Source organism: Paraburkholderia sp. BL18I3N2, from assembly GCF_003001875.1.
In the GTDB taxonomy this organism is placed as follows: domain Bacteria; phylum Pseudomonadota; class Gammaproteobacteria; order Burkholderiales; family Burkholderiaceae; genus Paraburkholderia; species Paraburkholderia phytofirmans.
Map to the genome: position 1 here is coordinate 100,305 of NZ_PVNC01000019.1, position 26,798 is coordinate 127,102.

30 protein-coding genes and 1 tRNA gene are annotated in these 26,798 nt (G+C 62.0%); 22 read left to right on the top strand and 9 right to left on the bottom strand.

Features of this window, described 5'->3' with window-relative positions; all coding sequences use genetic code 11:
- Positions 1-209: 209 nt before the first annotated feature.
- From hisF to tatC, 8 genes are all read left to right on the top strand, one after another.
- Entirely contained in the window at positions 210-983 is a 774-nt protein-coding gene (hisF, locus tag B0G75_RS32745) for an imidazole glycerol phosphate synthase subunit HisF (protein ID WP_012434503.1), read from the top strand.
- Position 984: 1 nt separating this feature from the next.
- A complete protein-coding gene (gene hisI, locus B0G75_RS32750) occupies positions 985-1,395 on the top strand; it encodes a phosphoribosyl-AMP cyclohydrolase (RefSeq protein WP_181309404.1) in 411 nt (136 codons plus the stop codon).
- Positions 1,392-1,787: a phosphoribosyl-ATP diphosphatase gene (locus tag B0G75_RS32755; protein WP_012434501.1), complete on the top strand. Its 396-nt coding sequence runs from the start codon at positions 1,392-1,394 to the stop codon at positions 1,785-1,787. The genes hisI and B0G75_RS32755 overlap by 4 nt, the downstream gene beginning before the upstream one ends.
- Before the next feature lie 94 nt (positions 1,788-1,881).
- Positions 1,882-2,277 (top strand): hypothetical protein, encoded by a 396-nt coding sequence (locus tag B0G75_RS32760; protein WP_106314099.1) that lies wholly within the window; start codon positions 1,882-1,884, stop codon positions 2,275-2,277.
- An 81-nt stretch (positions 2,278-2,358) separates the two neighbouring features.
- Positions 2,359-2,724 carry a histidine triad nucleotide-binding protein gene (locus tag B0G75_RS32765; RefSeq protein ID WP_106314100.1) on the top strand — a complete coding sequence of 122 codons (366 nt, stop codon included), beginning with the start codon at positions 2,359-2,361 and terminating at the stop codon, positions 2,722-2,724.
- A 237-nt stretch (positions 2,725-2,961) separates the two neighbouring features.
- Positions 2,962-3,201, top strand: coding sequence for a Sec-independent protein translocase subunit TatA (gene tatA, locus B0G75_RS32770; RefSeq protein ID WP_106284200.1), 240 nt, complete (start codon positions 2,962-2,964; stop codon positions 3,199-3,201).
- Between the two features lie 39 nt (positions 3,202-3,240).
- Positions 3,241-3,759 carry a Sec-independent protein translocase protein TatB gene (tatB, locus tag B0G75_RS32775; protein ID WP_106314101.1) on the top strand — a complete coding sequence of 173 codons (519 nt, stop codon included), beginning with the start codon at positions 3,241-3,243 and terminating at the stop codon, positions 3,757-3,759.
- A 34-nt stretch (positions 3,760-3,793) separates the two neighbouring features.
- The gene (gene tatC / locus B0G75_RS32780) at positions 3,794-4,573 is read left to right on the top strand and encodes a twin-arginine translocase subunit TatC (protein WP_106314102.1); all 780 of its coding nucleotides are present in this window, start codon (positions 3,794-3,796) and stop codon (positions 4,571-4,573) included.
- Positions 4,574-4,707: 134 nt separating this feature from the next.
- On the opposite strand, the gene B0G75_RS32785 is transcribed toward tatC, so the two are convergent.
- Positions 4,708-5,931, bottom strand: coding sequence for a Do family serine endopeptidase (locus B0G75_RS32785; RefSeq protein ID WP_106314103.1), 1,224 nt, complete (start codon positions 5,929-5,931; stop codon positions 4,708-4,710).
- A 19-nt stretch (positions 5,932-5,950) separates the two neighbouring features.
- Here B0G75_RS32785 and B0G75_RS32790 point away from each other — a divergent pair, with 19 nt between their 5' ends.
- The 8 genes from B0G75_RS32790 (at position 5,951) to B0G75_RS32825 (ending at position 12,624) form a co-directional block, all read left to right on the top strand.
- Entirely contained in the window at positions 5,951-6,697 is a 747-nt protein-coding gene (locus tag B0G75_RS32790; RefSeq protein WP_106284204.1) for a Nif3-like dinuclear metal center hexameric protein, read from the top strand.
- Between the two features lie 249 nt (positions 6,698-6,946).
- Positions 6,947-7,567 carry a ubiquinol-cytochrome c reductase iron-sulfur subunit gene (petA, locus tag B0G75_RS32795; protein WP_012434493.1) on the top strand — a complete coding sequence of 207 codons (621 nt, stop codon included), beginning with the start codon at positions 6,947-6,949 and terminating at the stop codon, positions 7,565-7,567.
- Entirely contained in the window at positions 7,567-8,946 is a 1,380-nt protein-coding gene (locus B0G75_RS32800; protein ID WP_106314104.1) for a cytochrome bc complex cytochrome b subunit, read from the top strand. The genes petA and B0G75_RS32800 overlap by 1 nt, the downstream gene beginning before the upstream one ends.
- 21 nt (positions 8,947-8,967) lie before the next feature.
- Entirely contained in the window at positions 8,968-9,723 is a 756-nt protein-coding gene (locus B0G75_RS32805; protein WP_106314105.1) for a cytochrome c1, read from the top strand.
- 95 nt (positions 9,724-9,818) lie between these two features.
- A complete protein-coding gene (locus B0G75_RS32810) occupies positions 9,819-10,430 on the top strand; it encodes a glutathione S-transferase N-terminal domain-containing protein (protein ID WP_006052302.1) in 612 nt (203 codons plus the stop codon).
- Positions 10,431-10,500: 70 nt separating this feature from the next.
- Positions 10,501-11,010 carry a ClpXP protease specificity-enhancing factor gene (locus tag B0G75_RS32815; RefSeq protein ID WP_106314106.1) on the top strand — a complete coding sequence of 170 codons (510 nt, stop codon included), beginning with the start codon at positions 10,501-10,503 and terminating at the stop codon, positions 11,008-11,010.
- Positions 11,011-11,029: 19 nt separating this feature from the next.
- A tRNA-Thr gene (locus B0G75_RS32820) sits at positions 11,030-11,105 on the top strand.
- Positions 11,106-11,499: 394 nt separating this feature from the next.
- On the top strand, positions 11,500-12,624 hold the full coding sequence (locus B0G75_RS32825) for a class I SAM-dependent methyltransferase (RefSeq protein WP_106314107.1): 1,125 nt from the start codon (positions 11,500-11,502) through the stop codon (positions 12,622-12,624).
- A 55-nt stretch (positions 12,625-12,679) separates the two neighbouring features.
- Here B0G75_RS32825 and B0G75_RS32830 read toward each other — a convergent pair whose 3' ends face one another.
- Positions 12,680-13,945: a TIGR03862 family flavoprotein gene (locus tag B0G75_RS32830; protein WP_106314108.1), complete on the bottom strand. Its 1,266-nt coding sequence runs from the start codon at positions 13,943-13,945 to the stop codon at positions 12,680-12,682.
- Between the two features lie 381 nt (positions 13,946-14,326).
- Between B0G75_RS32830 and B0G75_RS32835 the strand changes: the two genes are divergently transcribed.
- Positions 14,327-14,536: a DUF1059 domain-containing protein gene (locus B0G75_RS32835; RefSeq protein WP_106314109.1), complete on the top strand. Its 210-nt coding sequence runs from the start codon at positions 14,327-14,329 to the stop codon at positions 14,534-14,536.
- 89 nt (positions 14,537-14,625) lie between these two features.
- On the opposite strand, the gene B0G75_RS32840 is transcribed toward B0G75_RS32835, so the two are convergent.
- Entirely contained in the window at positions 14,626-14,946 is a 321-nt protein-coding gene (locus tag B0G75_RS32840) for a hypothetical protein (RefSeq protein ID WP_012434486.1), read from the bottom strand.
- Positions 14,947-15,328: 382 nt separating this feature from the next.
- Here B0G75_RS32840 and B0G75_RS32845 point away from each other — a divergent pair, with 382 nt between their 5' ends.
- Positions 15,329-16,171: an SAM-dependent methyltransferase gene (locus tag B0G75_RS32845; protein WP_106314110.1), complete on the top strand. Its 843-nt coding sequence runs from the start codon at positions 15,329-15,331 to the stop codon at positions 16,169-16,171.
- Positions 16,172-16,216: 45 nt separating this feature from the next.
- On the opposite strand, the gene B0G75_RS32850 is transcribed toward B0G75_RS32845, so the two are convergent.
- Together B0G75_RS32850 and B0G75_RS32855 are read right to left on the bottom strand one after the other, a co-directional pair.
- Positions 16,217-16,771, bottom strand: a complete 555-nt coding sequence (locus B0G75_RS32850) for a DUF1415 domain-containing protein (protein WP_106314111.1) — start codon at positions 16,769-16,771, stop codon at positions 16,217-16,219.
- Positions 16,772-16,866: 95 nt separating this feature from the next.
- Positions 16,867-17,520: a TetR/AcrR family transcriptional regulator gene (locus tag B0G75_RS32855; protein WP_106314112.1), complete on the bottom strand. Its 654-nt coding sequence runs from the start codon at positions 17,518-17,520 to the stop codon at positions 16,867-16,869.
- Positions 17,521-17,675: 155 nt separating this feature from the next.
- Here B0G75_RS32855 and B0G75_RS32860 point away from each other — a divergent pair, with 155 nt between their 5' ends.
- Both B0G75_RS32860 and B0G75_RS32865 read left to right on the top strand, forming a co-directional pair.
- Positions 17,676-18,959, top strand: coding sequence for an MFS transporter (locus B0G75_RS32860; RefSeq protein WP_106314150.1), 1,284 nt, complete (start codon positions 17,676-17,678; stop codon positions 18,957-18,959).
- 223 nt (positions 18,960-19,182) lie between these two features.
- The gene (locus B0G75_RS32865; protein WP_181309405.1) at positions 19,183-19,776 is read left to right on the top strand and encodes a nitroreductase family protein; all 594 of its coding nucleotides are present in this window, start codon (positions 19,183-19,185) and stop codon (positions 19,774-19,776) included.
- Between the two features lie 58 nt (positions 19,777-19,834).
- On the opposite strand, the gene B0G75_RS32870 is transcribed toward B0G75_RS32865, so the two are convergent.
- Positions 19,835-21,310, bottom strand: a complete 1,476-nt coding sequence (locus tag B0G75_RS32870) for an MFS transporter (protein WP_106314113.1) — start codon at positions 21,308-21,310, stop codon at positions 19,835-19,837.
- Between the two features lie 189 nt (positions 21,311-21,499).
- Here B0G75_RS32870 and B0G75_RS32875 point away from each other — a divergent pair, with 189 nt between their 5' ends.
- Positions 21,500-22,750: an Hsp70 family protein gene (locus tag B0G75_RS32875; protein ID WP_106314114.1), complete on the top strand. Its 1,251-nt coding sequence runs from the start codon at positions 21,500-21,502 to the stop codon at positions 22,748-22,750.
- Between the two features lie 110 nt (positions 22,751-22,860).
- On the opposite strand, the gene B0G75_RS32880 is transcribed toward B0G75_RS32875, so the two are convergent.
- Positions 22,861-23,064, bottom strand: a complete 204-nt coding sequence (locus B0G75_RS32880) for a cold-shock protein (RefSeq protein ID WP_007180251.1) — start codon at positions 23,062-23,064, stop codon at positions 22,861-22,863.
- Between the two features lie 481 nt (positions 23,065-23,545).
- Between B0G75_RS32880 and B0G75_RS32885 the strand changes: the two genes are divergently transcribed.
- Entirely contained in the window at positions 23,546-25,141 is a 1,596-nt protein-coding gene (locus B0G75_RS32885) for an APC family permease (RefSeq protein WP_106314152.1), read from the top strand.
- A gap of 87 nt (positions 25,142-25,228) precedes the next feature.
- Here the strand turns inward: B0G75_RS32885 and B0G75_RS32890 are convergent, their stop codons facing one another.
- Together B0G75_RS32890 and B0G75_RS32895 are read right to left on the bottom strand one after the other, a co-directional pair.
- The gene (locus tag B0G75_RS32890) at positions 25,229-26,014 is read right to left on the bottom strand and encodes a class III extradiol ring-cleavage dioxygenase (protein ID WP_106314115.1); all 786 of its coding nucleotides are present in this window, start codon (positions 26,012-26,014) and stop codon (positions 25,229-25,231) included.
- Between the two features lie 158 nt (positions 26,015-26,172).
- Positions 26,173-26,772, bottom strand: coding sequence for a UbiX family flavin prenyltransferase (locus B0G75_RS32895; RefSeq protein ID WP_106314116.1), 600 nt, complete (start codon positions 26,770-26,772; stop codon positions 26,173-26,175).
- Between the last annotated feature and the right edge of the window lie 26 nt (positions 26,773-26,798).

The window sequence follows — 26,798 nt, forward strand, 5'->3', positions numbered from 1 at the left end:
CGCCCGCGTCTCGTGTTTCCGGCCGGCGTGCGGTGAACGAATCACCGGCAGCCGAAAACGGACGCGGTAATGCACCGGCAGAGCGCCTCAGGCCGTCCGCGTGCGACTCACCGGCGGCGCAGCGCGACTGCGCCGCGCCGACCTTGCGCCGCTCGTCGAAGTTCCAAAGCGAGCGGCTTCATCAGCGGTATTGGCAGAATTGCAAGATCATGGCTCTAGCTAAACGCATCATCCCTTGTCTCGACGTCACGGCTGGCCGCGTGGTCAAGGGCGTCAACTTCGTCGAACTGCGCGATGCGGGCGACCCGGTTGAAATCGCCCGCCGTTACGACGATCAGGGCGCCGACGAACTCACCTTCCTCGACATCACCGCGACCTCAGATCAGCGCGATCTGATCCTGCCGATCATCGAAGCGGTCGCCTCGCAAGTGTTCATTCCGCTGACGGTCGGCGGCGGCGTGCGCGCCGTCGAAGACGTGCGCCGCCTGCTGAACGCGGGCGCGGACAAGATCAGCATGAACTCGTCGGCGGTGGCGAATCCGCAGCTCGTGAAAGACGCCACGGACAAATACGGCTCGCAATGCATCGTCGTCGCGATCGACGCGAAGCGCGTCTCTGCGGACGGCGAGCCGCCGCGCTGGGAAGTCTTCACTCATGGCGGCCGCAAGGCCACCGGCCTGGAAGCGGTCGAATGGGCGCGCAAGATGGCCGAACTGGGCGCCGGCGAAATCCTGCTCACCAGCATGGACCGCGACGGCACGAAAAGCGGCTTCGACCTCGCGCTCACGCGCGCCGTGTCCGACGCCGTGCCGATTCCGGTGATCGCTTCGGGCGGCGTGGGCAACCTGCAGCATCTGGCCGACGGCATCAAAAACGGCCATGCGGACGCGGTGCTCGCCGCGAGCATCTTCCACTACGGCGAACACACCGTGGGCGAGGCCAAGCGCTTCATGGCCGATCAGGGCATTTCGGTGAGGTTGTGACGTGGTGAATCCATCGGCAGTCAATTGGCTCGACAAGGTCAAGTGGGACGCGAACGGCCTCGTGCCCGTAATTGCGCAGGAAGCGTCGACGAACGACGTGCTCATGTTCGCGTGGATGAACCGCGAAGCCCTGGCAAAGACCATCGAAACCAATCGCGCGGTGTATTTCTCGCGTTCGCGCCAGCGCCTGTGGTTCAAGGGCGAAGAGTCCGGCCACGTGCAGCATGTGCACGAAGTGCGGCTCGATTGCGACGAAGACGTCGTGCTGCTCAAAGTGGAGCAGGTGTCGGGCATTGCCTGCCACACCGGCCGCCATTCGTGCTTCTTCCAGAAATTCGAAGGCTCGGTGGAGGATGGCGACTGGGTCGCCGTCGATCCCGTGCTGAAAGACCCCGAACACATTTACAAATGACGCAATCCACGCAAACCACGTCGTCCGACTCCGCTTCAACGACCGATACGCTGATGCGCCTCGCGGCAATTATCGACAGCCGCAAGGGCGGGGATCCGGACGTGTCATACGTGTCGCGCCTGTTCCACAAGGGCGACGACGCGGTGCTGAAGAAGATCGGCGAAGAAGCCACCGAAGTCGTGCTGGCCGCCAAGGACGCACGCCACGGCGGCGCGCCGAAAGCGCTGGTCGGCGAAGTCGCGGACCTGTGGTTTCACTGCCTCGTGATGCTGTCCCACTTCGACCTCAGCCCGGCGGACGTGCTCGCCGAACTGGAGCGCCGCGAAGGCATGTCGGGTATCGAGGAAAAGGCGCTGCGCAAAAGCCGCGACCGCGAACAGAACGGCGACTGATCGTAGTTGGTCCGCGCTCGCGTCTTGAAGTGGAGAGCACCGGCGCCCATATTGCACTGAACGCATCTGATCGCATCCTTGGGAGGACGCAAGCATGGAACAGTCGCACGAGAGCTATCCGCCGCCGGTCTATCGCAATGCTCTCGAGCCTGAGCGCGAGCGCAGCCTGCGTACGCTCACCCACGTGCTGTACGCGCTGTATGCGGTCCACTGGCTGACGGGCGGCCTGACGATCCTGATCGCGATCATCATCAACTACGTGAAGCGGCCCGATGTGGCCGGCACGCCGTACGAGGCCCATTTCGAGTGGCAGATCCGCTCCTTCTGGATGGCCTTGCTGGGCTACGCGATCGGTGGCCTGCTGCTGTTCGTCGTGATCGGCATTCCGGTTCTGTGGGCGGTGAGCATCTGGATGTTGTACCGTATTATCAAGGGCTGGCTGTATCTGTACGATAACAAGCCGCTCGCGAATCCGCGTGGCTGGTTCTGAGTTTCGTCCGACGGTTGCCGGGCCTGACATGAATCGCGCCGCGTGGGCTTCGCGCTTCAGCCAAACTGTGTCAGGAATACGATGAGCCACGACCCGAACTGCCTTTTCTGCAAGATCGCCGCCGGCGAAATCCCGTCGACCAAAGTCCACGAAGACGACGAGTTCATCGCCTTCCGCGACATTCGTCCGGCCGCGGAGACGCATGTGCTGGTGATTCCGCGCAAGCACATCGCCACGCTATCGAGCTGTACCGAAAGCGATGCACCGCTGCTTGGTAGAATGCTGGTCTTGGCCGCGCGTTTGGCCGATCAGCTGGGCGTGGCGTACACCGGCGGCGAAACGGGATTTCGCACGGTAATCAATACCGGTCCGGGCGGCGGCCAGGAGGTGTATCACCTGCACGCGCACATTCTCGCGGGGCCGCGCCCTTGGCAGCGCATGGGCTGACGCCGCAGTGCGGGTGTGTTTAGCGAGTTTTGGTCACGGACAATAGCGCGACCGTTGTTTTTGCCGCATTGTAACGACGCCGACGCGATCGTCTGGTCACAATGACATTCCGTGTCGCGGGGTTGCAGCCGAAAGTTCTCGGTAACGTATAGATGAAGCGTACGCGCTTCGATTCATGCCGCAAGGCGCCCGAGTATCGCCGCATCCGGTGCGGTATCGGGGTTTAGGAGAGTAGTCATGGGTTCGTTGAGTATTTGGCATTGGTTGATCGTGTTGTTGATCGTGGCGCTCGTGTTCGGCACGAAGAAGCTGCGCAATATCGGCACCGATCTGGGTGGCGCGGTGAAGGGCTTCAAGGAAGGCATCAAGGAAGGCGAAACACCGGCAGCCGAAGCGCAACAGCGCGAACTGCCGCGCAACGGCGCCGTGGACGTGGAAGCAAAGGAAAAGACGCCGCGTTCGGGCGATTACCGCTAAGCCGCGGCTCACCCGCGTTACTGACGGACATTCCACTTCATGCTGGACCTCGGTCTAACCAAGATGGCGCTGATCGGCGTCGTCGCGCTGGTCGTACTCGGGCCTGAGCGCCTGCCACGCGTCGCACGCACGGCCGGCGCGTTGTTCGGCCGCGCACAGCGGTATATCAACGACGTGAAGGCCGAAGTCACGCGCGAAATCGAACTCGACGAATTGCGTCGGATGAAAAGCGAGTTCGAGGCCGCCGCGACCAACGTCCAAACCTCCGTTCAGGACAACCTGCGCAAGCACGAGTCCGAACTGAACGACGCGTGGAGCAGCGGCTCGTCGGTGTCGCCGAGCATTGCCGGCGGCGCGCTCGAAGATGTGGGCAATACCTCGTGGTCGGGGAGCACGCCCGCTGCGGCCGCCAAACGCAAGAACTGGCGCGTCAAGCAGACGGCCATGCCCACGTGGTACAAGCGCGCAACCACGCGCCGCACGCGTGTGCAGTCGGGCGCGGCGCGCGTGGCGCGGCATACGCCGGCCAGCATGCGTCGTCCGACGCGGTTCTTCTGATGATCAGAACGACAATCTCTAACCGAGGGCCGGCGTGAGCGACCCCCAGCAAACCCAGGACGAAGGCACTGAAGAGACCTTCATTTCCCACCTCGTTGAATTGCGCGACCGTATCATTCGCGCCGGCCTTGCCGTCATCGTGGTGTTCGTCGGACTGGTGTACTGGGCGCCGGATATCTTCCGGTTGCTGGCGCGGCCTTTGATGCAGAACCTGCCGAAGGACGGCAAGATGATCGTCACCGACGTCACCGGCTCGTTCTTCGTGCCGATGAAGGTGACCATGCTGGTGGCCTTCGTCATCGCGCTGCCGATCGTGCTTTACCAGATCTGGGCGTTCGTCGCGCCGGGTCTTTACCAGCACGAGAAGAAGCTGGTCGGGCCGCTGGTGGGCAGCAGCTACACGCTGTTCCTGTGCGGCATGGCGTTCGCATACTTCGTGGTGTTCCCGACCATTTTCCGCGTGATGGCGCACTACAACGCGCCGCTCGGCGCGGAGATGACCACGGACATCGACAATTACCTGAGCTTCGTGCTGACCATGTTCATCGCATTCGGCGTGACGTTCGAAGTGCCGATCGTCGTGGTGCTGCTGGTGCGCATGAACGTGGTGACGCTCAAGAAGCTCAAGGAGATTCGTCCGTATGTGATCGTCGCCGCGTTTGTGATTTCCGCGGTGGTCACGCCGCCGGACGTGTTCTCGCAGCTGATTCTGGCGATTCCGCTGATCGTGCTGTACGAGGCGGGGATCATTGCGGCGCGCTTGATCGTCGGCAAGCAGCCGGTGGTGATCGAAGACGCGAGCCCGTCGGAATGATGGTTTAGCGCTTCGGCGAACTTACGCAAACAAAAAGGGCAGTCCGTAGCGGACTGCCCTTTTTGTTTGGCACGTGGCGCATGGCTTGTGCTTGCCTATTGCGGACGTTGGATTCGGTTTGCCTTTTGCTATGGTCAACCGCCGTCGTCGTCCTGATCACCGCTGCCGCCGCCATTGTCTTCGGCCGGTTGCTTCGGCGGAGGCGGGCGTTTGCCGATGGTGACGTCCAGATCCATCTCGCGGCTCTTGCGCACGAGATGCACCTTCGCGGCCGTGCCCGGCTTGATCTGCGCGATCACATTCAACAGACGCGTGGTGTCGGTAATTTCCTGACCGTTCACGCTCATGAGAATGTCGCCCGGTTTGATGCCCGCACGGTCCGCAGGGCCGTTCTTCAGCACGCCCGCGACAATCGCGCCGGACTTCTGCTCCAGCCCGAACGATTCGGCGATCTCCGGCGTGACGTCCTGCGGTTCGACGCCGATCCAGCCGCGCGTGACCGAACCCGTGGTGATGATGCTCTCGAGCACGCTCCTCGCCGTCGAAACAGGAATCGCGAAGCCGATGCCGAGCGAGCCGCCCGAGCGCGAATAGATCGCGGTGTTGATGCCGAGGAGGTTGCCGTTCACGTCGACCAGCGCGCCACCCGAGTTGCCGGGGTTGATGGCCGCGTCGGTCTGAATGAAGTTTTCGAAGGTGTTGATGCCGAGGTGATTGCGCCCGAGCGCGCTGACAATGCCCATGGTCACCGTCTGGCCGACGCCGAACGGATTGCCGATGGCAAGCACCACGTCGCCCACACGGGTCTGGTCCATGCGGCCGAGCGTGATGGTGGGCAGGTTGGTCATGTTGACCTTGAGCACGGCCAGATCCGTTTCCGGATCGATGCCGATCACCTTCGCATTCGTGGTGCGGCCGTCGGCCAGCGCGATTTCGATCTGATCGGCGCCGTCCACGACGTGCTGGTTCGTTAGAATGTAACCTTCCGAACTCACTATCACGCCGGAGCCCAGATTGGATGCGGGTTGTTCCTGCTGCTTGCGGTTCTTGTCGCCGAAGAAGTAGCGGAATAGCGGATCTTTCGCGCGCGGGTCGGGCGGCAGTGAGCCATCCTTGCTGGAAAACACATTGACGACCGCGGGCATGGCCTTTTGCGCGGCGTCCGCGTACGACGCCTGAGCTGGGCCGCTACCGATGCCTGGCGCTACTTCCCGCAGGGCGACGATCGGTTCGGCGAGTTGCTTGCCGAATTGCCCTTGACGCTGGAGCCACTGCGGTTTGAGGGTCGCAATGATGAACATGAGCGCCAACAGCACGGTCACCGCTTGGGCAAAGAACAGCCAAAAGCGTCTAAGCATCTGAAGACTAGAGGTTTATATGGATCGGATCGAACTTGAATTGTACTTGAACAATCTCCTTGAAACCGCGCGCTTCAAGGACTATTGCCCTAATGGATTGCAGGTCGAAGGGCGTCGCAAGATCAATAAGCTCGCGACCGGCGTGACCGCTTCGGCGGCTTTCCTGGAGGCGGCGCTCGACTGGGGCGCGGATGCCGTGCTGGTTCATCACGGCTACTTCTGGCGCAACGAAGCGCCGCAGATCACCGGCCGCAAACACGCGCGGCTCAAGCTGCTGATCGCCAACGACCTGAACCTGTTCGCCTATCACCTGCCGCTCGACGACCATCCCGAGTTCGGCAACAACGCGCAGATCGGCCAGAAGATGGGCTGGATCAGCGACGCGCGCTTCGGCGAGAACGACCTCGGCTGGCTCGCCACGTTTCCCATGCCGATCACGCTCGCGCACTTCACCGCGCAAGTCGAGCAGACGCTCGGCCGCACGCCGCTTGTATTCGGCGACGCCGACCGCGAACTGCGCCGCGTGGGTTGGTGCACGGGCGCCGCGCAAGGCATGTTCGACGCGGCCATCAACGCGGGCGCCGACGTTTATCTGACCGGCGAAGTGTCGGAGTCGGTGATGCACACGTCGGCGGAAAGCGGCGTGGCGTTTCTCGCGGCGGGCCATCACGCCACCGAGCGCTTCGGCGTGCAGGCGGTGGGCAAGCATCTCTCAGAGCAGTTCGATATCGAGCACCTCTTTATCGATATCCCTAATCCCGTTTGAATCGCAAACGCAATCGCAATCGCAAGAGCGACGCAAAACGCATTAGCGAAGCAAAAGGCAGGAATAACGGAGAGGGCACTTAAAAGGAGGTGCAAAACGGTTTGCGATTAGTACGGAGAAACCCTGATTTATCAAAGGCTTCGCACGGTTTTTGGCAATCGGGCCTTGTAAATGGCGACTCCATTCGCGCAAACTAGCGGCGGTAGAAGAGACGTGAAGGAAAAATCCAACTCAGAAGTGGGGCGTGTGATGCGAGACAAGGAAGATGAACGCGTCGACGGCAGCCGCCGTACCTGGCTGATAGCGACGACCGTAGCAGGTGGCATTGGAGGCGTTGCCACTGTCGTACCCTTTGTTAGTTCGTTTGCACCATCTGAAAAGGCCAAGGCAGCAGGCGCCCCGGTCGAAGTCGATATTAGCGATCTCAAGCCCGGCGACATGAAGACCGTCGCCTGGCGTGGTAAGCCGGTGTGGATCATCAACCGCACCGACCGTATGCTCGCCGATGTCCAGAAAGCCGATAACGAAGTAGCGGATCCCCACACCAAGAATCCTTTTTCGATGCCGTTGCCGGAGTACTGCAACAACGAGTTCCGTTCACGCACCGACCACAAGAACCTTTTCGTCGCCGTCGCCGTGTGCACCCATCTGGGCTGTACGCCGACGCCGCGCTTCCAGGAGGGCGCGCAGCCCAATCTTCCAGACGACTGGCCAGGCGGCTTCCTGTGCCCTTGCCACGGCTCGACCTATGACATGGCCGGCCGCGTCTTCAAGAACAAACCTGCGCCGCAGAACCTCGACATCCCGCCTTACATGTTCACCTCGGCCACCGGCCTCGTGATCGGCAAGGACGAGAAAGGAGAAGCGTAATGGCGATCGAACACGAAGTAGAGACGACCGGGCTGGTCGGCTGGATCGACCGGCGCTTTCCGCTGACTTCCACGTGGAAGAAGCACGTTTCCGAGTACTACGCGCCGAAGAACTTCAACTTCTGGTACTTCTTCGGTTCGCTTGCGCTGCTGGTGCTGGTCAACCAGATCGTCACCGGCATCTTCCTCACCATGAACTACAAGCCCGACGCGACGCTCGCGTTTTCGTCGGTCGAGTACATCATGCGCGAGGTGCCGTGGGGCTGGCTGATCCGCTATATGCACTCCACGGGCGCGTCGATGTTTTTCGTCGTCGTCTATCTGCATATGTTCCGCGGGCTGATGTACGGCTCGTACCGCAAGCCGCGCGAACTGGTGTGGATTTTCGGCTGCGCGATTTTCCTTTGCCTGATGGCTGAAGCGTTTTTCGGTTATCTGCTGCCTTGGGGGCAAATGTCGTTCTGGGGCGCGCAGGTGATCGTCAACCTGTTCTCGGCGATTCCGTTCATCGGGCCGGATCTGTCGCTGTGGATTCGCGGCGACTACGTGGTCTCGGACGTCACGCTGAACCGCTTCTTCGCGTTTCACGTGATCGCGATCCCGCTGGTTCTGATCGGGCTGGTGGTCGCTCACCTTGTCGCGCTGCACGAAGTGGGATCGAACAACCCGGACGGCATCGAGATCAAGGCAAAGAAGGACCCGGACGGCATTCCGATCGATGGCATCCCGTTCCATCCGTACTACTCGGTGCACGATTTCATGGGCGTGTCGGTGTTCCTGCTGATCTTCGCGGCGATCATTTTCTTCGCGCCGGAGATGGGCGGGTATTTCCTCGAAGCGAACAACTTCGTGCCGGCCAATCCGCTGCAAACGCCGCCTGAAATCGCGCCGGTGTGGTACTTCACGGCGTTCTACGCGATGCTGCGCGCCACGACGGATCCGTTCAAGATCGTGCTGATGGTCGTGATCGGACTGCTCGGCCTGCTCGCGCTGTTGCGCGCGCGCGGCAAATGGAAGCTGGGCCTGCCGGCGCTGGCGGTGTTGGTGATTCTGGCCATGGCCTTCACCGAATCGAAGTTCTGGGGCGTGGTGGTGATGGGCAGCGCGGTGGTGTCGCTGTTCTTCCTGCCCTGGCTCGACCGGTCGCCGGTCAAGTCGATCCGTTACCGGCCGTTTTTTCACAAGGTGTTCTACGGGATCTTCGTGCTCGTGTTCCTGACGCTGGCCTTCCTCGGCACTAAACCGCCGTCTCCGGCCGCCACGTTGATCGCGCAGGTCTGCGCGCTGATCTACTTCGCGTTTTTCCTCGGTATGCCGTTCTGGACGCGGCTTGGCACGTTCAAGCAGCCGCCCGAGCGGGTGCGGTTCAAGCCTCACTAATCGCGAGCCAGGAGAACACGAATGAAAAAACTGCTTACGAAGTGCGCGCTGATCGGCGCGACACTGCTCGCGGTGCTGGCCGCCCCGGTTCATGCGGACGAGAATTTCCCTCTCGACCGCGCGCCGGATAACGCGGAGAATTTCGCTTCCTTGCAGCACGGCGCGCAATTGTTTGTAAACTACTGCCTGAATTGCCACAGCGCGAACCTGATGCGCTACAACCGCCTGACCGACATCGGCATTGCGCCGAACGTGATTCAGGCGAACTTGCTGTTCACCACGGACAAAGTCGGCAACACCATGACCGTGGCCATGCGCCCGGACGACGCGAAAGCGTGGTTCGGCGCGAGTCCGCCGGATTTGTCGGTGGAAGCGCGGGCGCGCGGCAAGGACTGGCTGTACACGTATTTGCGCACGTTTTATCGCGACAATACGCGGCCGACCGGCTGGAACAATCTGGTGTATGAAAACGTGAGCATGCCTCACGTGCTGTGGCAGCTTCAGGGCGAACGTACCGCGAAGTTCGGGGATGAAACCGACGAAAAAACTGGCGAAACGGTACACAAATTTGTCGGCTTCCAGCAGGTCACTCCGGGGACGATGTCGCCGGTAGATTATGATTCTGCTGTGGCCGACCTCGTGTCGTACCTGTCATGGATGTCCGAACCGACCCAGAAAACCCGCAAGCAGCTCGGCGTGTGGGTGCTGTTGTTCCTCGGTATCCTGAGCTTTTTCGCCTGGCGATTGAACGCCGCGTACTGGAAACATATCAAATAATCACGCCGTCACCCGGCGTGGGGCCGGCGCCAGGAAAAACCTGTTGGACGGTTTTTCCGCGCGCTGGCCTTTCAGCTTTTTGAGGAAACGTAAACATGATGGTTCTGTATTCCGGCACAACTTGCCCGTTCTCCCAGCGCTGCCGGCTGGTGTTGTTCGAAAAGGGCATGGACTTCGAGATCCGCGACGTCGACCTGTTTAACAAGCCGGAAGACATCGCCGTGATGAATCCGTATGGTCAGGTGCCGATTCTCGTCGAACGGGACCTGATTCTGTACGAATCGAACATCATCAACGAGTATATCGACGAGCGCTTCCCGCACCCGCAACTGATGCCGGCCGATCCGGTTCAGCGCGCCCGCGCCCGCCTGTTCCTGCTGAACTTCGAGAAAGAGCTGTTCGTTCACGTCGGCACGCTCGAAAACGAAAAGGGCAAGGCTGCGGAGAAGAATCACGAGAAAGCCCGTCTTGCGATCCGCGATCGTCTGACGCAACTCGCGCCGATTTTCCTGAAGAACAAGTACATGCTCGGCGAAGAGTTTTCGATGCTCGACGTCGCGATCGCACCGTTGCTGTGGCGTCTGGATCACTACGGCATCGAACTGTCGAAGAACGCCGCGCCGCTGATGAAGTACGCCGAGCGCATTTTCAGCCGCCCGGCTTATATCGAAGCGCTGACGCCTTCGGAAAAGGTGATGCGTCGTTGAGTGTGGCTTTGGGGCGAGGGCGCCGCGCGGCTGACTGAGCGCGGGCCCGCGCCCGGTAAGAGGACAGTTGATGCAAGAGATTTCCACCAAGCCTTACCTGCTGCGCGCGCTCTACGAGTGGTGCACGGATAACGGCTATACGCCGCACATCGCGGTTCGGGTCGACAATCAGACGCGCGTGCCGCGTCAGTTCGTGCGCGACAACGAAATCGTGTTGAACATCAGCTTCGAGGCGACCAGCCAGCTGCAGATGGGCAACGAGTGGATCGAGTTCAGCGCGCGTTTCTCCGGCAAGTCGCACAAGATCGAGGTGCCGATCGCCAATATTCTCGCGATCTATGCGCGCGAGAACGGCCAAGGCATGGCGTTCCCGGTCGAGTCGACGGGCGGTGAAGCGCAGGATTCGGGCGCCGATGCGGAAGTGGCGGACGAGATCGAAGCGCCCGCGCCACGCGCGGTCGAAACGGCGCCAGCCACGGATGCCGCCACCGCCAAAGCGGATAGCGAGACGTCCGGCCCGCAGCCTGACGACGATGGATCGAAAGGCGGCGGAAGGGCTCGCCTCAAGATCGTAAAATGAAGTAGAATCACGGCCTCATGCCGGCTTAGCTCATCAGGTAGAGCGCTTGACTTGTAATCATGAGGTGGCGGGTTCGAGTCCTGCAGCCGGCACCAGTTGTACTAAACGGGGTTTCTGTTCAATCAGAAATCCCGTTTTTTCTTGGTGCGCGCTATCCATAAGACGCCGTGTTCGTGCCGCTGCACGGCGCTTCCGCCTGTAAAAAAGGACCGGCTTCATGAAACGTCGGTGAGCCGCGAAACGGTCCAAAGTCACCATATCTCTTTCACCTTGTCGATTGTGGACTTTTAAGTCCACAGATTCCGTGGTCGAGGCCGGCATATAGCGCGCTTCACCCGTTCCACCGGCGAATAGCACACCGCGAACCCGGACGACAGAGGTACTATTCGGGCGTCAGTCGGCAACGCTTCCAAGTACTCCGGCGGGCAACGCCCCCCGATGACGCGGCTTCTCAGCGCGTCGCTCCCGCAACACCGATCCCACCTCACCATGACCAGCCCTGCAACCATCACCTGGCCCGAAGCCGACGGCCCCCGCTCCGCGCGTTGGCGCTCCGAAGCAGCCGTGCCGCCGCCCAAGCGTATCATCGTCGCGGACGACCGCACCACCGCCGATTCCGCCTACCGACTCGCGTGCGAAGGAACGGCGCTCCTCTGGAACGGCGACTTCCAGAACGCTCGCCAGCTGCTGCAAGCGGTGACGCGCCGACTGGAGCGCAAACCGCGCAAGCAGGGCGAAACGCCGCTCGACGCGTTCAACCTGCATCGGCAGGCGCAGTCGCAGCGCGCGCGCACGCTCGGCATGATCCTGATTCCGCTCGACGCCGCGTACGCTATTCCGCTGCGCCGCGCGCCCGATGTCCAGCAAGCCTGCATTGAAACTTACGGACCGTCGACCGATGAGGCGTCCGTCGTGTCGCTGCGAGAACTGCTCGGCATGATCGGCGCGCACGAGTGGCGCAAGAAGGGCGTCGAGATTCCTGCGCTAGGCGACCGGATTCATCCGCATTACGGCGTGTTCTCGCCGGTGCGCGGCGAATACGTGGATCTCGTCGCGCGCACGCCGCTGCCTTCGCTGAACAAGGCGTTCGATATCGGCACGGGCACGGGCGTGTTGTCGGCGCTGCTCGCCAAACGCGGCGTGAAGAAAATCGTCGCTACCGATCAGGATCCGCGCGCGCTCGCTTGCGCGCGCGAAAACCTCACGCGTCTCGGTTACGACCAGCAGGTCGACGTCGTGCAGGCTGATTTGTTCCCCGAAGGCCGCGCGCCGCTCGTGGTGTGCAATCCGCCGTGGGTGCCGGCAAGGCCCGCTTCACCGATCGAGTACGCGATCTACGATCCGGAAAGCCGCATGCTGCTCGGTTTCCTGAACGGGCTGGCGGAGCATCTGTCGCCGGGTGGGGAAGGCTGGCTGATCATGTCGGATTTCGCCGAGCATCTCGGTTTGCGCACGCGCGACTGGCTGCTGGCCGCCATCGACAAGGCGGGGCTGACGGTGCTCGGTCGCGAGGACATTCGTCCGCGCCACCCCAAGTCGACCGATGAAACCGATGCGCTGCACACGGCGCGCATGGCCGAAGTGACGTCGCTGTGGCGTCTGAAGGCGCGCTAAGCGGTGAGACGCGTTGCTGCCGCTCTCTCAACAGCGAGAACGGCAATGCGGCGCGTCAGATCGACGCACCGCCGACATACGCCGCCGCCCCGCGCCCTGCCGCGAGGCCGCTGGCAAAGCAGGCGGTGAGCAGGTAGCCGCCGGTCGGCGCTTCCCAGTCGAGCATTTCGCCCGCGCAGAAGATGCCGGGCAGGCGCTCGATCATCAGATGTTCGTCGAGCGCCTCGAACGGAATGCCGCCAGCGGTGCTGATCGCTTCCGTGATCGGCCGGGCGCGCGTGAGCCGCACCGGCAGCGCCTTGGTGGCGTGCGCGAGAGCGTTGGCGTCGGCGAAGGCTTCTTTCGACAAAATCTCGTGCAACAGAGCCAGTTTTACCCCGCCAATGCCGATTCGGCCGTGCAAGTGGCTCGCCATCGAGCGTGAGCCGCGCGGGCGCGTGACTTCGGCGACGACCCGCTCCAAAGCCAAGCCTGGCGCCAGATCGAGCGTGATCGTGACGTCGCCGTCCGCCAGAATCCGCTCCCGAATCGCGGCCGACAAGGCATAGATCAGACTGCCTTCGAGGCCCGTTTCGGTCAAAAGTATTTCACCTTGTCGATTGTGGACTTTGTTGTCTACATCGGTGAGCGTGATGGCCACCGGCTTGACCGGTTGACCCGCGAAACGCTCGCGCAGATAGGGGCTCCAGTCCGCATCGAAGCCGCAGTTCGCCGGCAGTAGAGGCGTGATGGGCACATCGCGCGACGCCATCAGCGGGACCCATGCGGCGTCCGAGCCGAGGCGCGGCCAGGTTGCGCCGCCGAGCGCAAACACCACGGCGTCGAAGGTGACAGCTTGCTCGCCGTCGGGCGTCGCGAAACGGAGCGTGTGCGTGACGGCAGGGCCGGCTTCGGTCTCCCAGCCGCACCACTTGTGGCGCATGTGAAACCGCACGCCCGCTTCGCGCAGCCGATGCAGCCACGCACGCAGCATCGGCGCGGCTTTCATATCCGCAGGAAAAACGCGCCCCGAACTGCCGACGAATGTCTCAACGCCCAACCCGTGCAGCCACGCGCGCAGGGCGTCGGGATCGAAGGCTTGCACGAGCGGCGCGATCTGCTCGCGGCGCGCGCCGTAGCGGCCGAGAAACGGCTCGAGCGGCTCCGAATGCGTGATGTTCATGCCGCCTTTGCCCGCCATCAGAAACTTGCGACCGACCGACGGCATGGCGTCGTAGACGTCGGCCTGCACGCCTTGTTGCGCGAGCGCCTCGGCGGCCATCAAGCCGGCGGGGCCGCCGCCGATCACGGCGACGCGGGCGGAACGGAATGAGGATGACATGCGGGCCTGCGGAAGAGCGGAAGTGGCGGCGCGCCGATGGCTCGGATGATCCGGCGGCGCGAAGGGCGCTATTTTCACACCCTCGGCAGCGCAGGGCAAACGCGCGAGCGGGCTGGCGGGCGAAAAAGGCTGGGTTCAGGCGGTCCCGCATTCGCCTGGCGCGCATCCGCTGCTGTGTTATGCGACGACGCGACCTATACTTTTCAGACACCTTCCATCGGATGCCGCGCGCGTCTTCCTTGCGCCAGACCAACTCGCCGCCTTCCCCGCCACCCGGCGCTCTCCGCGCGATCGGAGCTGCCGTGTCACGGCCGGCGATGTGGTCCGCGCGTCTGCTGCCTGCGTGGATGTCTGAACGTCGTCTGAATCAAGGAGACTGCCATGTCCCGCAAATACATCGATTGCCGCGAATTTCCGAGCGAAACGAACTGCACCGTCGCCCTGTCTGCCGACAGCGAGAGCGAATTGCTCGACGCCGCCGTACAGCATGCGGTCGCGGTGCACAAGCACACGGATTCGCCGGAATTGCGCTCGCAACTCAAGACGCTCTTTCACGACGGCACACCGCCGGTCGAAGCGCCGCGCGCGTGAGTTGCTGTTTTTGGGGAGCTACAGAACGAGCGACCCGCGCGAACGGCGTCTCGCTGCCCGCGCGGGTCGCAGCATCATCGAACTCTGTCCTAGCCGGGGTACGCCTCGTCCACCTTCAACCCGGCGAGCTTGAAGATGACGCGCAGCGTTTGCGGCTTGATATCGCGCCGCGACGCAAGCGTAGTCATGACGAAGTCGAGCACCTTGGCGTACTTGAGCATCGTCAGGCAAGTTTCCATGTCCACGCTGCCGTCGCGCATGACTTCGGCCAGACGGAGCATTTCCGTCGAGATATCGCGGGCCATTTCCAGTTCGAGTTGCTGCTTCTCGGACCACGCCGGGGTGGCGATGAGTTTCGCCAGCATTTCCTGAAATTTTTGTTCTACGTTTCCGTTGGGTACCGTATCCATTGCCGCCTCTTCTATTTTCCGAGCGCGCGTCCGCTTGACGTCTCGGCGCGCTGCTGGTTACGTAACGTTCGGCCCGTGTTCCGGGACCGTCCTCCCCACATGCATTCGGTTCGCGTGGTGAAAGCCACGGCCGCAGCCCGTTGTTATAGGCGGCACGGCCGGCGCCATGGGCCTGGCCGTTACGCAAGCTGCTCTTGCGCCTTTCTGGAACCTTCCGCGCGACGCTTTAGAGCAGGAAATGTTCCAGTTTTAAGCCATTTCTGACATGCTTTGCACGGCTCCTTCGGTCAGCAAGCCGCACTTTGGGTAAACTGGCAGCAACTTTTCCCTTTTTCCGTCGCCTGTCGCACGTTCGCGCTGCAATTTTTGGCGGTTTCCCCCGATGTCTAGCAAAACGCACGAAATTCGTCCAAATCAATCCGTCGAGTTGTTGAAGGAGCTTCACATCCTCACGCGCGACGGCAAGATGAACCAGGATAGCCGCCGCAAGCTGAAACAGGTCTATCACCTGTTCCAGTTCATCGAGCCGCTGCTCAAAGACCTCAGGAACGAGCAGGGCGCCGTAACCCTCGTTGACCACGGCGCGGGCAAGTCCTATCTAGGTTTTATCCTGTACGACCTTTTCTTCAAGGAATTTCAGGCAGAAGCGGGCGGTGCGTCACACATATACGGCATTGAGACGCGCGAGGAGCTCGTCGCGAAGTCGGAAGAGCTCGCTGGCCGGCTGGGATTTACGGGCATGTCGTTTCTGAATCTGTCGGTGGCGGACTCGATCACGTCGGATCGCTTGCCGGCCCGGATCGACATCGTCACGGCGCTGCACGCCTGCAATACCGCGACCGACGACGCGCTGCGCTTCGCGCTCGAAAAGAAGGCGAAGTACATCGTGGTCGTGCCGTGCTGTCAGGCGGAGGTGGCGGGGGTGCTGCGGCAGAACAAGGGCAAATCTCTCGGCAACGCTCTCACGGAGATCTGGCGGCATCCGTTGCACACGCGGGAGTTTGGGAGCCAGATCACGAACGTGCTCCGGTGTCTGCAGCTCGAAGCGCATGGATATCAGGTCAGCGTGACCGAACTGGTGGGTTGGGAGCATTCCATGAAGAATGAACTCATCATCGCCCAGTACAAGGATTTGCCGAGGCGCCGGCCCGCTGAGCGCTTGAACGAGGTGATGGAAACGCTCGGGATCGAGGAGCTGAGGGAACGGTTTTTTGTTTCGGCCTGATCAGGCGAAGTCGCGCGGCCGCTTGTGGCGGGCCCGGTGCGCGAATTACCGCTTCATCAACGCATTCCAGCCGGCCAGCCCGATTCGCCGGAGCGTTTCCTGATTGCGCTCGTAAATCTCTTCAGCGTCGGGAAAAGCCTGAACCGCGCGTTCGATGCTGTCCTCGCGCAGCAGATGCAAAATCGGATACGGCGCGCGATTGGTGTAGTTCTCGATATCGTCGGGCTCGCTGCCTTCGAACTGGTAAAAGGGATGGAAGCTCGCGATCTGAACGACGCCTTCGAGCCGAAGCTGCTTGAGCGTGCGTTCGGCGAAAAACAGGCAATCGTTGTAGTCGAGAAAATCGCCCAGCGCTTGCGGCACGATTAACAGCGTCGTATCCACGGCGTCAGGGTCGGCGGCGACGAGCGTCTGAAGCTCCGTTTCCAGATCGGTCAGCACGCCTTCCATGTCCACCGCATCGCTGACGGCATAGCGAATCTGCCCCTTCACGTGGACTGCCTTCGCGAACGGGCAGAGATTGAGGCCGATCACAGCCTCGCTCAGCCAGTGACGAGTAGCGGCAACAACGGCATCGTGGGATTCGGCGGGCAACGACATGGCAGGTGGCGCGGGAGATAAAGCGCCATCTTAACGGCGCGAACCGGCGTCGATTCGTGCCTCGCTCAAACAGAACGTCAAAGCAGAAAATTCAATCAGCTGCGGGCGTCGCCGCCGACTCCGCGCCCGCACGCTGCGGCGATCAACTGTGTGGCGACTTTGGGCGCGGCCAGAATGGGCCCGCATCCGGGACCATACGTCTGACTGGCCGCATACACGCCTTCGATCATCAGACCCAGCGCATTGGCGAGCGCTACCGGATCGTCGGCGCCCGCCGCCGTTGTCAGTTCCGTCAGCCGTGCCATCAGGCGCGCCTTGTTGCGAAACACGAACTGCCGCGCCGGATGCGCCGCCTCCGGAAACTCCACCGACACGTTCACGAAAGGGCAGCCGCGATAATCGTCGACAGACGCGCGTATCGCGAGGTCGTCGAAATATTGCTGAAGCTGCCGGGCCGGCTCGCCCGGATGTTTGGCGAAGCTGCGCTCCACATAGCTGAAGAACTGCTCGTCTTTGCGCTCCAGGTAAGCCATGACAAGCTCGTCTTTCGACGAAAATTGCCGGTACAAGCTCATCTTGTTCACGCCGGCGCGCTCGACCACCGCGTCCACGCCGACGGCTCGCACGCCCTCGCGGTAGAACAGCTCGTCCGCGGCGCGCAACAAATGCTGTTGCGCCTGCGGGCCGGCGGTGTGCGCGCTTCGCGTGCGGCGTGCAGCGGCCGGCTTGGAGGTTTGACTGTTGGACATGGATGGCCACCTGAACTCAATTAACGCCTTGACATGTTACCGAGCAGTAACTAATATCGCAACACCTATTGTGACTGATCTGTCACAAGTCCTTTACCGAACGCGTAACAATAATGGCGGCGTCGCCTGCGGAGCAGGCGTCGATTGGAGAACCGATGAACTGGGCAGCAAGACTGATTGGCGGACGTTTCCACTACGGCTGGTTGACCGTCGCGGTGGTGTTTCTGGTATTGCTGGCGGCGGCCGGCACACGCGCCACGCCGAGCGTGATGATGGTGCCGCTCGAGCATCAGTTCGGCTGGAGCCGCGCAACGATTTCCCTGGCGATCTCCGTGAACATCGCCCTGTACGGTCTGATGGGACCGTTCGCGGCGGCGGCGATGCAACGTTTCGGTGTGCGCCCCACGCTGCTGGCCGCGCTGGGGACGATGGCGGCGGGCGTCGCGCTGTCGTCGCTGATGACACACCCGTGGCAGATGGTGCTGATCTGGGGCGTGATGGTCGGTGGCTCGACGGGTGTCGCGGCGCTGTCGTTGTCGGCGACGGTGGTGACGCGCTGGTTCACCACGCGGCGCGGCCTCGTCATGGGCATTCTCACGGCGAGTTCGGCAACCGGCCAACTTGTGTTCCTGCCGATGCTCGCGGCCATCGCCGAGCACCACGGCTGGCGGCAAGTGGTGTGGGTCGTCGCCATTGCGGCTGCGATCGTGATTCCGCTGGTTGCGTTTCTGCTGCCCGAGCGCCCGGCCGACATGAAGCTGCGCCCGTACGGCGAACCGCACGATTCGCCCATCAACAGCACCGTCACCAAACAGAATCCGCTGGCGATCGCCTTCGGCACACTCGCCATGGCGAGCAAGACGCGCGATTTCTGGCTGCTGTTCTTCAGCTTCTTTATCTGCGGCGCGAGTACCAACGGCTATGTCGGCACCCACCTGATCGCGATGTGCGGCGACTACGGCATGACAGAAGTGCAGGGCGCTTCGCTGCTCGCCGCGATGGGCATCTTCGATCTGTTCGGCACGACGCTCTCGGGCTGGTTGTCGGACCGCTTCAATAGCCGCGTGCTGCTGTTCTGGTACTACGGTCTGCGCGGCTTGTCGCTGATGTATCTGCCGCACGCATTCGGCATCGACTTCTTCGGGCTGCCGCTGTTCGCCGTGTTCTACGGCCTCGACTGGATCGCGACCGTGCCGCCGACCGTGCGTCTGGCCACCGACGTCTACGGCAAGGAATCGGCGCCGGTGGTGTTCGGCTGGGTCGTCGCCGGCCATCAGCTCGGCGCGGCATTCGCGGCGCTCGGCGCGGGTATGCTGCGCGCGAGCCTCGGTACGTACACGGTGGCGTCGATGATTTCCGGCGGCTTGTGCCTCGTGGCGGCGGTGATCGTGTTGCGAATCAACCGACCCGCGAAAGTGCCGGAACCGCAGGCGGCATAAAACCGCACGTATCGAGCGGAACGATGCCGGAAAATGCACCGGTTTGAAACCGCCCGACGATTCGGGCATCGCGACGACGACGACCCCGCAAGGGGCCGTTTTACTATCGCAGCCGGCGCAAAACAAACTGCTCGCTTGTTGGCGCACGCGCGCCGAAGCCCGGTTATGCTATGTGACCCCGGGCAGTTGCCCGTCGTTCATGAATTTCGACCGAGAGAAGCGCATGATCAACAAACCCGCCCCCACCGCAATTGCCATTCACGAGCTGATTGCAGGCCGCTGGAGCCCGCGCGCGTATTCCAGCGAGCCGGTGAGCCGCGAGCATCTGCATTCCGTGCTCGAAGCGGCACGCTGGGCGCCGTCTTCGTATAACGCGCAGCCTTGGCGTTTTCTCGTATTCGACCGCAGCGTCGATGAAGTCTCGTTCAAGCAGGCCTTCGCCACGCTGGTGCCGTTCAACCAGGGGTGGAATGCGCCGGCGCCAGTGCTGATCGGGGTGACTACGCACACATTGACCAACAAGGGCGAGGTGAATCGCTGCGCACCGTACGATGCCGGCGCCGCGGCGATGGCGCTGGTGTTGCAGGCGCACGCGCTCGGACTTGCCGCGCATCAGATGAGCGGTTTCGACCCGAACGCGTTCCGCAGCGCATTCAAGCTGCCGAACGACGTCGAGGTGATCGCGATGATTTCGCTCGGTCATTACGGCGACGTGGACAAACTGGACCCGGTGTTGCGTGAGCGCGAGAAGTCGGTGCGTCAGCGTTTGCCGCTGGCGGAAATCGCCTACGGCGGCGGTTGGAAGAAGGCGTTCTGAGCGGTTTTCAACTTACGTATTGAGTAAAACGAACGCGCGGCGCTGACCGCGCGTTTTTTCATTCGACGCCGTCCGCGACGCTCGATAGCGGCGTTGCTACGCTCTCCAGCGACTTGCGCTCCGCGTCCACGCCCCAGATCGCCGCGATGACCGCTGCCGCCAGCATCAGACCCGAGCCGACCAGATAGCCCGAAAAGACCTCGCTGCGCTGATGCGTGTCGATCAGCCGGCCGAAAAACGCCGGCCCGGCGATGCCGCCGAGCGCCGTGCCGAACGCGTAGAAAACGGCGATGGCCAGTGCGCGAATTTCCAGCGGAAACGATTCGCTGACGGTCAGATAAGCCGAACTCGCGGCCGCCGACGCGAAGAAAAAAATCACCATCCACGCGATCGTCTGCGTCACGACGGTGAGCATCTCGTGCGCGAACAGGTAGCCGCTCAGCGTCAGCAGGATGCCGGAGATCGCGTAAGTCGCCGTAATCATCTTGCGCCGCCCGATCACGTCGAAGAACCGGCCGAGCATCAGCGGGCCGAGGAAATTGCCGAGCGCGAAGGGCAGCAGATACCAGCCGATCTGGTCGCCCGGTACGTGGTAGAAGTCGGTAAGCACCAGCGCGTAGGTGAAAAAGATCGCGTTGTAGCAAAACGCCTGCGCGGTCATCAGCGACAGACCGACCAGCGCGCGCCGTCGATGCACGCTAAAGAGCGTATGGAATACCTCGCGCAATGGCGTGTGTCCACGGGCGCGTAAGCGCAGGCGCCTGAGGTCGTTGTTGGAAAGGCTGTGGCCTTCGTTGCGAAAGCGCGTTTCGATGCCTTCGACAATCGCGCGCGCGTCGCGCTCGTCGCCGTGCGTGAGCAGCCAGCGCGGGCTTTCGGGCACCCACATGCGCATCGGCAGAATCCCCAGCGCGAGCACCGCGCCGATGAAGAAACAGGCGCGCCAGCCCCAGTCGGGCGGCAGCAGATGCGGATCGAGCAGCACCAGCGAGCCGGCCGCGCCGAGTCCCGCGCCGACCCAGAACGTGCCGTTGATACCCAGATCGGTCCAGCCGCGCACGCGCGCCGGCGTGAATTCCTGGATCGTCGAATTGATCGCCGTGTATTCGCCGCCGATCCCGGCGCCGGTCAGGAAGCGAAATAGCAGAAAACTGGCCAGATTCCACGACAGCGCGGTTGCCGCCGTCGCCGCCAGATACAGGGCGAGCGTGATGAAAAACAGCTTGCGGCGTCCGAGCCGGTCGGTCAGCCAGCCGAATCCCAACGCGCCGAGCACCGCCCCGGCGATGTAGGCGCTACCGGTCAGACCGACATCGGCGTTGGTAAAGTGCAACGATGGACTAGACTTCAACGCGCTTGCCACCGCGCCCGCCAGCGTGACTTCGAGACCGTCGAGCAGCCACGTGACGCCAAGCGCCACCACGATCAGCGAGTGAAACCGGCCCCACGGCAGACGGTCGAGCCGCGAAGGCAGATCCGTTTCGACGACCGTGGCGTTTTTTTCGTGGACGGCGGCAGTAGGCGGCGCGCTCATTGCTTGAAGTCTCCTGAATTCCGAAAATTGACGGCGTATCCTGTCGAAATGAGCAATATTCGTTCCGTCGAGCTGGGCTTTTGCGTGATCGCGAGCGCGCCTGAAACGTCAGTTGATGCTGATTGGGCTTTCGTGATACAAAGCCGCTCCCCCTTCTGTCCGCGCCAGCCGTGAGCGGCGATTCCTGCCATGAACTATTGCGCGATTGACTTCGGTACTTCCAATTCGGCTGTGGCCGTTCCTGTCGACGGTGCGCTGAAGCTCGCGCCGGTCGAGGGCGCCTACACGACACTGCCCACTTCGGTCTTTTTCAATACCGACGAAAACACCCGCGAATTTGGGCGGGCGGCGCTCGCAGCCTATATTGACGGCTTCGACGGCCGTCTGATGCGTTCGATGAAGAGCATTCTCGGCTCGCCGCTCGCCGAGAACTCCACCGATCTCGGCGACGGTTCCGCGATCAAATACACGGACGTGATCGCGATTTTCGTCGATCACCTGAAGCGTTCGGCGGAAAAAAGCGCTGGCGGCGCGATTCATCGCGCTGTGCTGGGCCGCCCGGTGTTTTTCGTCGACGACGACCCGCGTGCCGATCAGATGGCGCAGCAGCAGCTCGAAGCCGCCGCGCGCTCAGTCGGTCTGCGGGAAATCCACTTTCAGTATGAGCCGATCGCAGCCGCGTTCGACTACGAATCGCATTTGACTGAAGAAGGGTTGGTGCTGGTGGCCGACATCGGCGGCGGTACCTCGGACTTTTCGCTGGTGCGGGTCGGGCCGGAGCGAATGAAGCGCGTCGAGCGCAAGGACGACGTGCTGGCGCACCACGGCGTGCACGTCGCCGGCACGGATTTCGATCGTCGCGTGGAGCTGGCGACGATCCTGCGCGAAATGGGCTATCAGACGCTGGACCCGGAAGGCCGCGAGGTTCCGAACCGGATCTATTTCGATCTGGCGACCTGGCATCTGATCAACACCGTCTACGCCCCGAAGCGCGTCAGCGAACTCGCGTTGATGCGGCACCTGTTCACTGAAGCAAAGCATCACGACCGCCTGATGCGCGTCGTGGAGCGCCGCTTGGGTCACGCGCTGGCCGCGCACGCGGAAGAAGCAAAGATCGGCGTGGCTGCGGGCGGAGAGACCGTGATCGATCTCGATGAAGTGGAAGACGACCTGCGCCTCGCGTTCGACGAAGCGCAACTCATCAAGGCCGGCCAGGACGAAACGCTGCGCATCGTGCAGGCGGCGCGCGACACGGTGCAGGCGGCCGGCGTGACGACACGCGACGTCAACGCGATTTACTTTACGGGCGGTTCCACTGGATTGGCGTTTCTATCGGGCGCATTGGCGGCGGCATTTCCGGATGCTAAAGCGGTATTCGGCGACCGTCTCGCGAGTGTCGCAACCGGACTCGGTATTCACGCGCGACGTCTATTCGGATAACCAAAATCATCAACCGCATACTGCGAAGATAATCGCTGTTCGCAATAGCGACTGATATAAAAAAACCCCGCCGAGGCGGGGTTTTTTGCGTCCAGAAGGAAGCGTGTTGCTTACACCGGCTTGATGTTAGCAGCTTGCTTGCCCTTCGGGCCCGTCTTCACTTCAAACGTAACCTTTTGGTTTTCTTGCAGCGTCTTGAAGCCTTCCGTGCGGATTTCCGAGAAATGCGCGAACAGATCTTCGCCGCCGCCGTCCGGAGTGATGAAGCCAAAGCCCTTTGCGTCATTGAACCACTTGACGGTACCGGTTTCCATATTACTTGTTCCTAAAGATGGTAAATAAGGCCGAAGCCCAGAGGGTGCATGAAAATCAAGGAAGGGGGTAATGGGACCAACCGGAGTACCGTTGATGGGCGAACTACGAAAGACCAATTCACTCGCCGCTTGAAATCCTGCCCGAACGTTATACGGCGATTTTGAGAGAAGGTCAACAGTCTCCCCACAACTTTACGAACTTTCGTCAACATGGCGTAAAAGTTGCTTACAAAGCTTGCTATTCGTCCGATTTTTTTGCCAGGGGAGAACCCTTGGTTTTGCTGCAGGGACTGGGTGCAACCGTTAAACTACGCGCCTCGCGTCGGTTGCACCTGTTTGGAATGGGCCGTCGCGTGTGCATGCGTCACCCGTTTCCAGCGCCTCCAAGGCGATGTGACGCGGTGCCGACATGTTTCTGCTGCAATTTGCATGGGGCGGAGTCAGTGCCAAAGCGCTCACTCCGGCCGACACAGGAGAAGACGTGAAAAGTTCTATACAACGGAACATCGGCCCGTTCGCGCTGATGCTGACCGGCTTAGGTTCCATCATCGGATCGGGCTGGCTGTTCGGCGCGTGGAAGGCTGCAAAAATTGCTGGTCCCGCTGCCGTCTGTGCATGGGTGATCGGCGCGGTCGTGATTCTCGCGATCGCACTGACCTACGCCGAACTCGGTGCAATGTTCCCGGAGTCCGGCGGCATGGTGCGTTACGCGCGCTATTCGCACGGCGCGCTCGTGGGTTTCATTAGCGCATGGGCCAACTGGATTGCCATTGTCTCGGTGATTCCGATCGAGGCCGAAGCGTCCATTCAATATATGAGTACGTGGCCCTATCCGTGGGCGCATGCGCTATTCGTGGACGGCTCATTAACCACGAACGGGTTATTGCTGTCCGCGGCGCTCGTGATCATTTACTTCATGCTGAACTATTGGGGCGTGAAACTGTTTGCACGCGCCAATTCGGCGATCACGATCTTCAAGTTCCTGATTCCCGGCGCGACGATCCTCGGTTTGATGTTCGCGGGCTTCCACAAGGAAAACTTCGGTGAAGTGAGCACCTTTGCGCCGTACGGCTGGTCAGCGGTGCTGACGGCGGTATCGACGAGCGGCATCGTGTTCGCGTTCAACGGTTTCCAGAGCCCGATCAATCTCGCGGGGGAAGCGCGCGATCCGGCCAGGAGCGTGCCGTTCGCGGTGATCGGCTCGATCCTGCTTGCGCTGGTGATCTACGTTCTGCTGCAGATTGCGTATATCGGCGCGGTGAATCCGAGCGACGTGATGAAGGGCTGGAGCCACTTCAACTTCGCTTCGCCGTTCGCGGAACTCGCTATCGCGCTGAACCTGAACTGGCTGGCGATCCTGCTGTACGTCGACGCGTTCGTCAGCCCCAGCGGCACCGGCACGACCTATATGGCGACCACCAGCCGGATGATCTACGCGATGGAACGCAACAACACGATGCCGAAGATGTTCGGCAACGTCCACCCGTTCTACGGCGTGCCGCGTCAGGCGATGTGGTTCAACCTGCTGGTGTCGTTCATTTTCCTGTTCTTCTTCCGCGGCTGGAGTTCGCTCGCGGCGGTGATCTCGGTCGCAACCGTAATCTCTTACCTGACCGGCCCGATCAGCCTGATGGCGCTGCGCCGTGCGGCGACGGACCTGGAGCGTCCGCTGCATATCCCGGGCATGAGGATCATTGCGCCGTTCGCGTTCGTCTGCGCGTCGCTGATCCTGTACTGGGCGAAGTGGCCGCTGACCGGCGAAATCATTCTGCTGATGGTCGTCGCGCTGCCCGTGTACTTCTACTTCCAGGCGAAGTCGGGTTTCGCCGGCTGGGGGCGTGATCTGAAGGCGGCGTGGTGGCTGGTCGCTTATCTGCCGGTGATGGCGATTTTGTCGCTGATCGGCAGCAAGCAGTTCGGCGGTCACGACCTGATCCCTTATGGCTGGGACATGGTGGTGGTTACCGCGTTTTCGCTGGTGTTCTATTACTGGGGCGTGACGAGCGGTTATCGCTCGGAATATCTGGACGAGCGCAGCGAGCACGACGAAGTGCTCGAAGGCATGGGCGCTCATTAAAGCGTTGCGCTGAAGCCTTTGGAAAAAACCCCCGCCGGAGTTGCTCAGGCGGGGGTTTTTCTTTTCGACGGTGCCTCTGACGTTGCGTCAGGCTGTGCCGAATACGTAGTTCGTCATTGCGAGCGAGCGCTGGTAGGTGCCGAGCGACTGGATAGCCAGCGAATAGTCGTCGTCCGCCGCGCCCAATGCGGCGAATACCGGCAGCAGATGCTCGTCGGTGGGATGCATTAGCGCCGCGTGTGGCGCCTGGCGGCGATAGTCGAGCAGCGCGTCGATATCGTGCGCGGCGAGTTTTTCCTCGAACCAGTCGGTAAATTCGGCGACCCGTGGATCGGCGTCCTCAGGGCGTGCGGAGAAATCGGCGGCGCGCAGATTGTGCGTGATCTGGCCGGAGCCGATCACCATCACGCCATCGTCTTGCAACGACCGCAGCGCCCGGCCGACGCGAAAGTGATGCGCCGCGTCCATGTGCGGCTGGATCGACAACTGGGCGACCGGTATATCGGCCTCCGGAAACATGAGCAGCATCGGGACCCACGCGCCGTGATCGAGTCCGTGCGGCTGGGCACTCGCGAGGATGCCGCTTTCGCCGAGCAACGCGGCAGCGCGGCGCGCCACATCGGGGGCGCCCGGAGCCGGATACTGAATTTCGTACAACTGACGCGGGAAGCCATAGAAGTCGTGGATGGTTTCCGGCGCCGTGGACGTGCTCGCCACCGGCTGCGCCGTGCCCCAATGGGCCGACAGCATCAGCACGGCCTCCGGACGTGGCAACTGGGCGCTCAGCACGCCGAATTCGGCGGACGGCAACGACGGGTCGATCGGCAGCGTGGGTGCGCCGTGGGACAGGAAAAGCGAGGGTAAGCGGTTCATGGCAGCAACGCGGCCGCGAGAGCGCGGCACAGAGATTGGGTTGCTACCAATATAGGGGTGCACCGCAATTTGATAAACGGGCTGAAACAGAATTGATTGTGTCACGGATGTTGTGAATCCGTGCGTGTGCACGGACAGCGCTCGCCCGAGTTGACGCGCTATTCCTGCGTGCCGCGCAGCCCAGCCCACGCCGGCGACAAAGCCGGTCCGAGCGCAAACAGATCCAGCACGCGCGCCACGGTGTGATCGACCATTTCGTCGATGGAAGCGGGTTGGTTGTAGAAGGCAGGCAAGGGCGGGAAAATCACGCCGCCCATTTCAGTGACGGCCGTCATATTGCGCAGATGCGCCAGATTGAACGGCGTTTCGCGCACGAGCAGCACGAGGCGACGGCGCTCCTTGAGCGTAACGTCGGCGGCGCGCGTGATCAGGTTGTCCGAAAAACCATGCGCGACGCTGGCGAGCGTCTTCATCGAGCAAGGGGCGACGATCATGCCGTCGGTGGCAAACGAACCGGACGCGATGCTCGCACCGACGTCGCGCACCGAATGGACGACATCCGCGAGCGGATGCACGTCTTCTTTACTCAACTGGAGTTCATGCTGGATATTGAGCCAGCCGGCGCTCGAAATCAGCAGATGGCTCTCGACGCCGCCCAACCGGCGCAGCGTTTCGAGTATCCGGATGCCGTAGATGGCACCCGTCGCGCCGGTGATCGCGACGATCAGCCGGCGTGGCGCCGCAGCGCGTGTTTCCATGGCTCGCGGCGCCTAAGGAGAGAAAC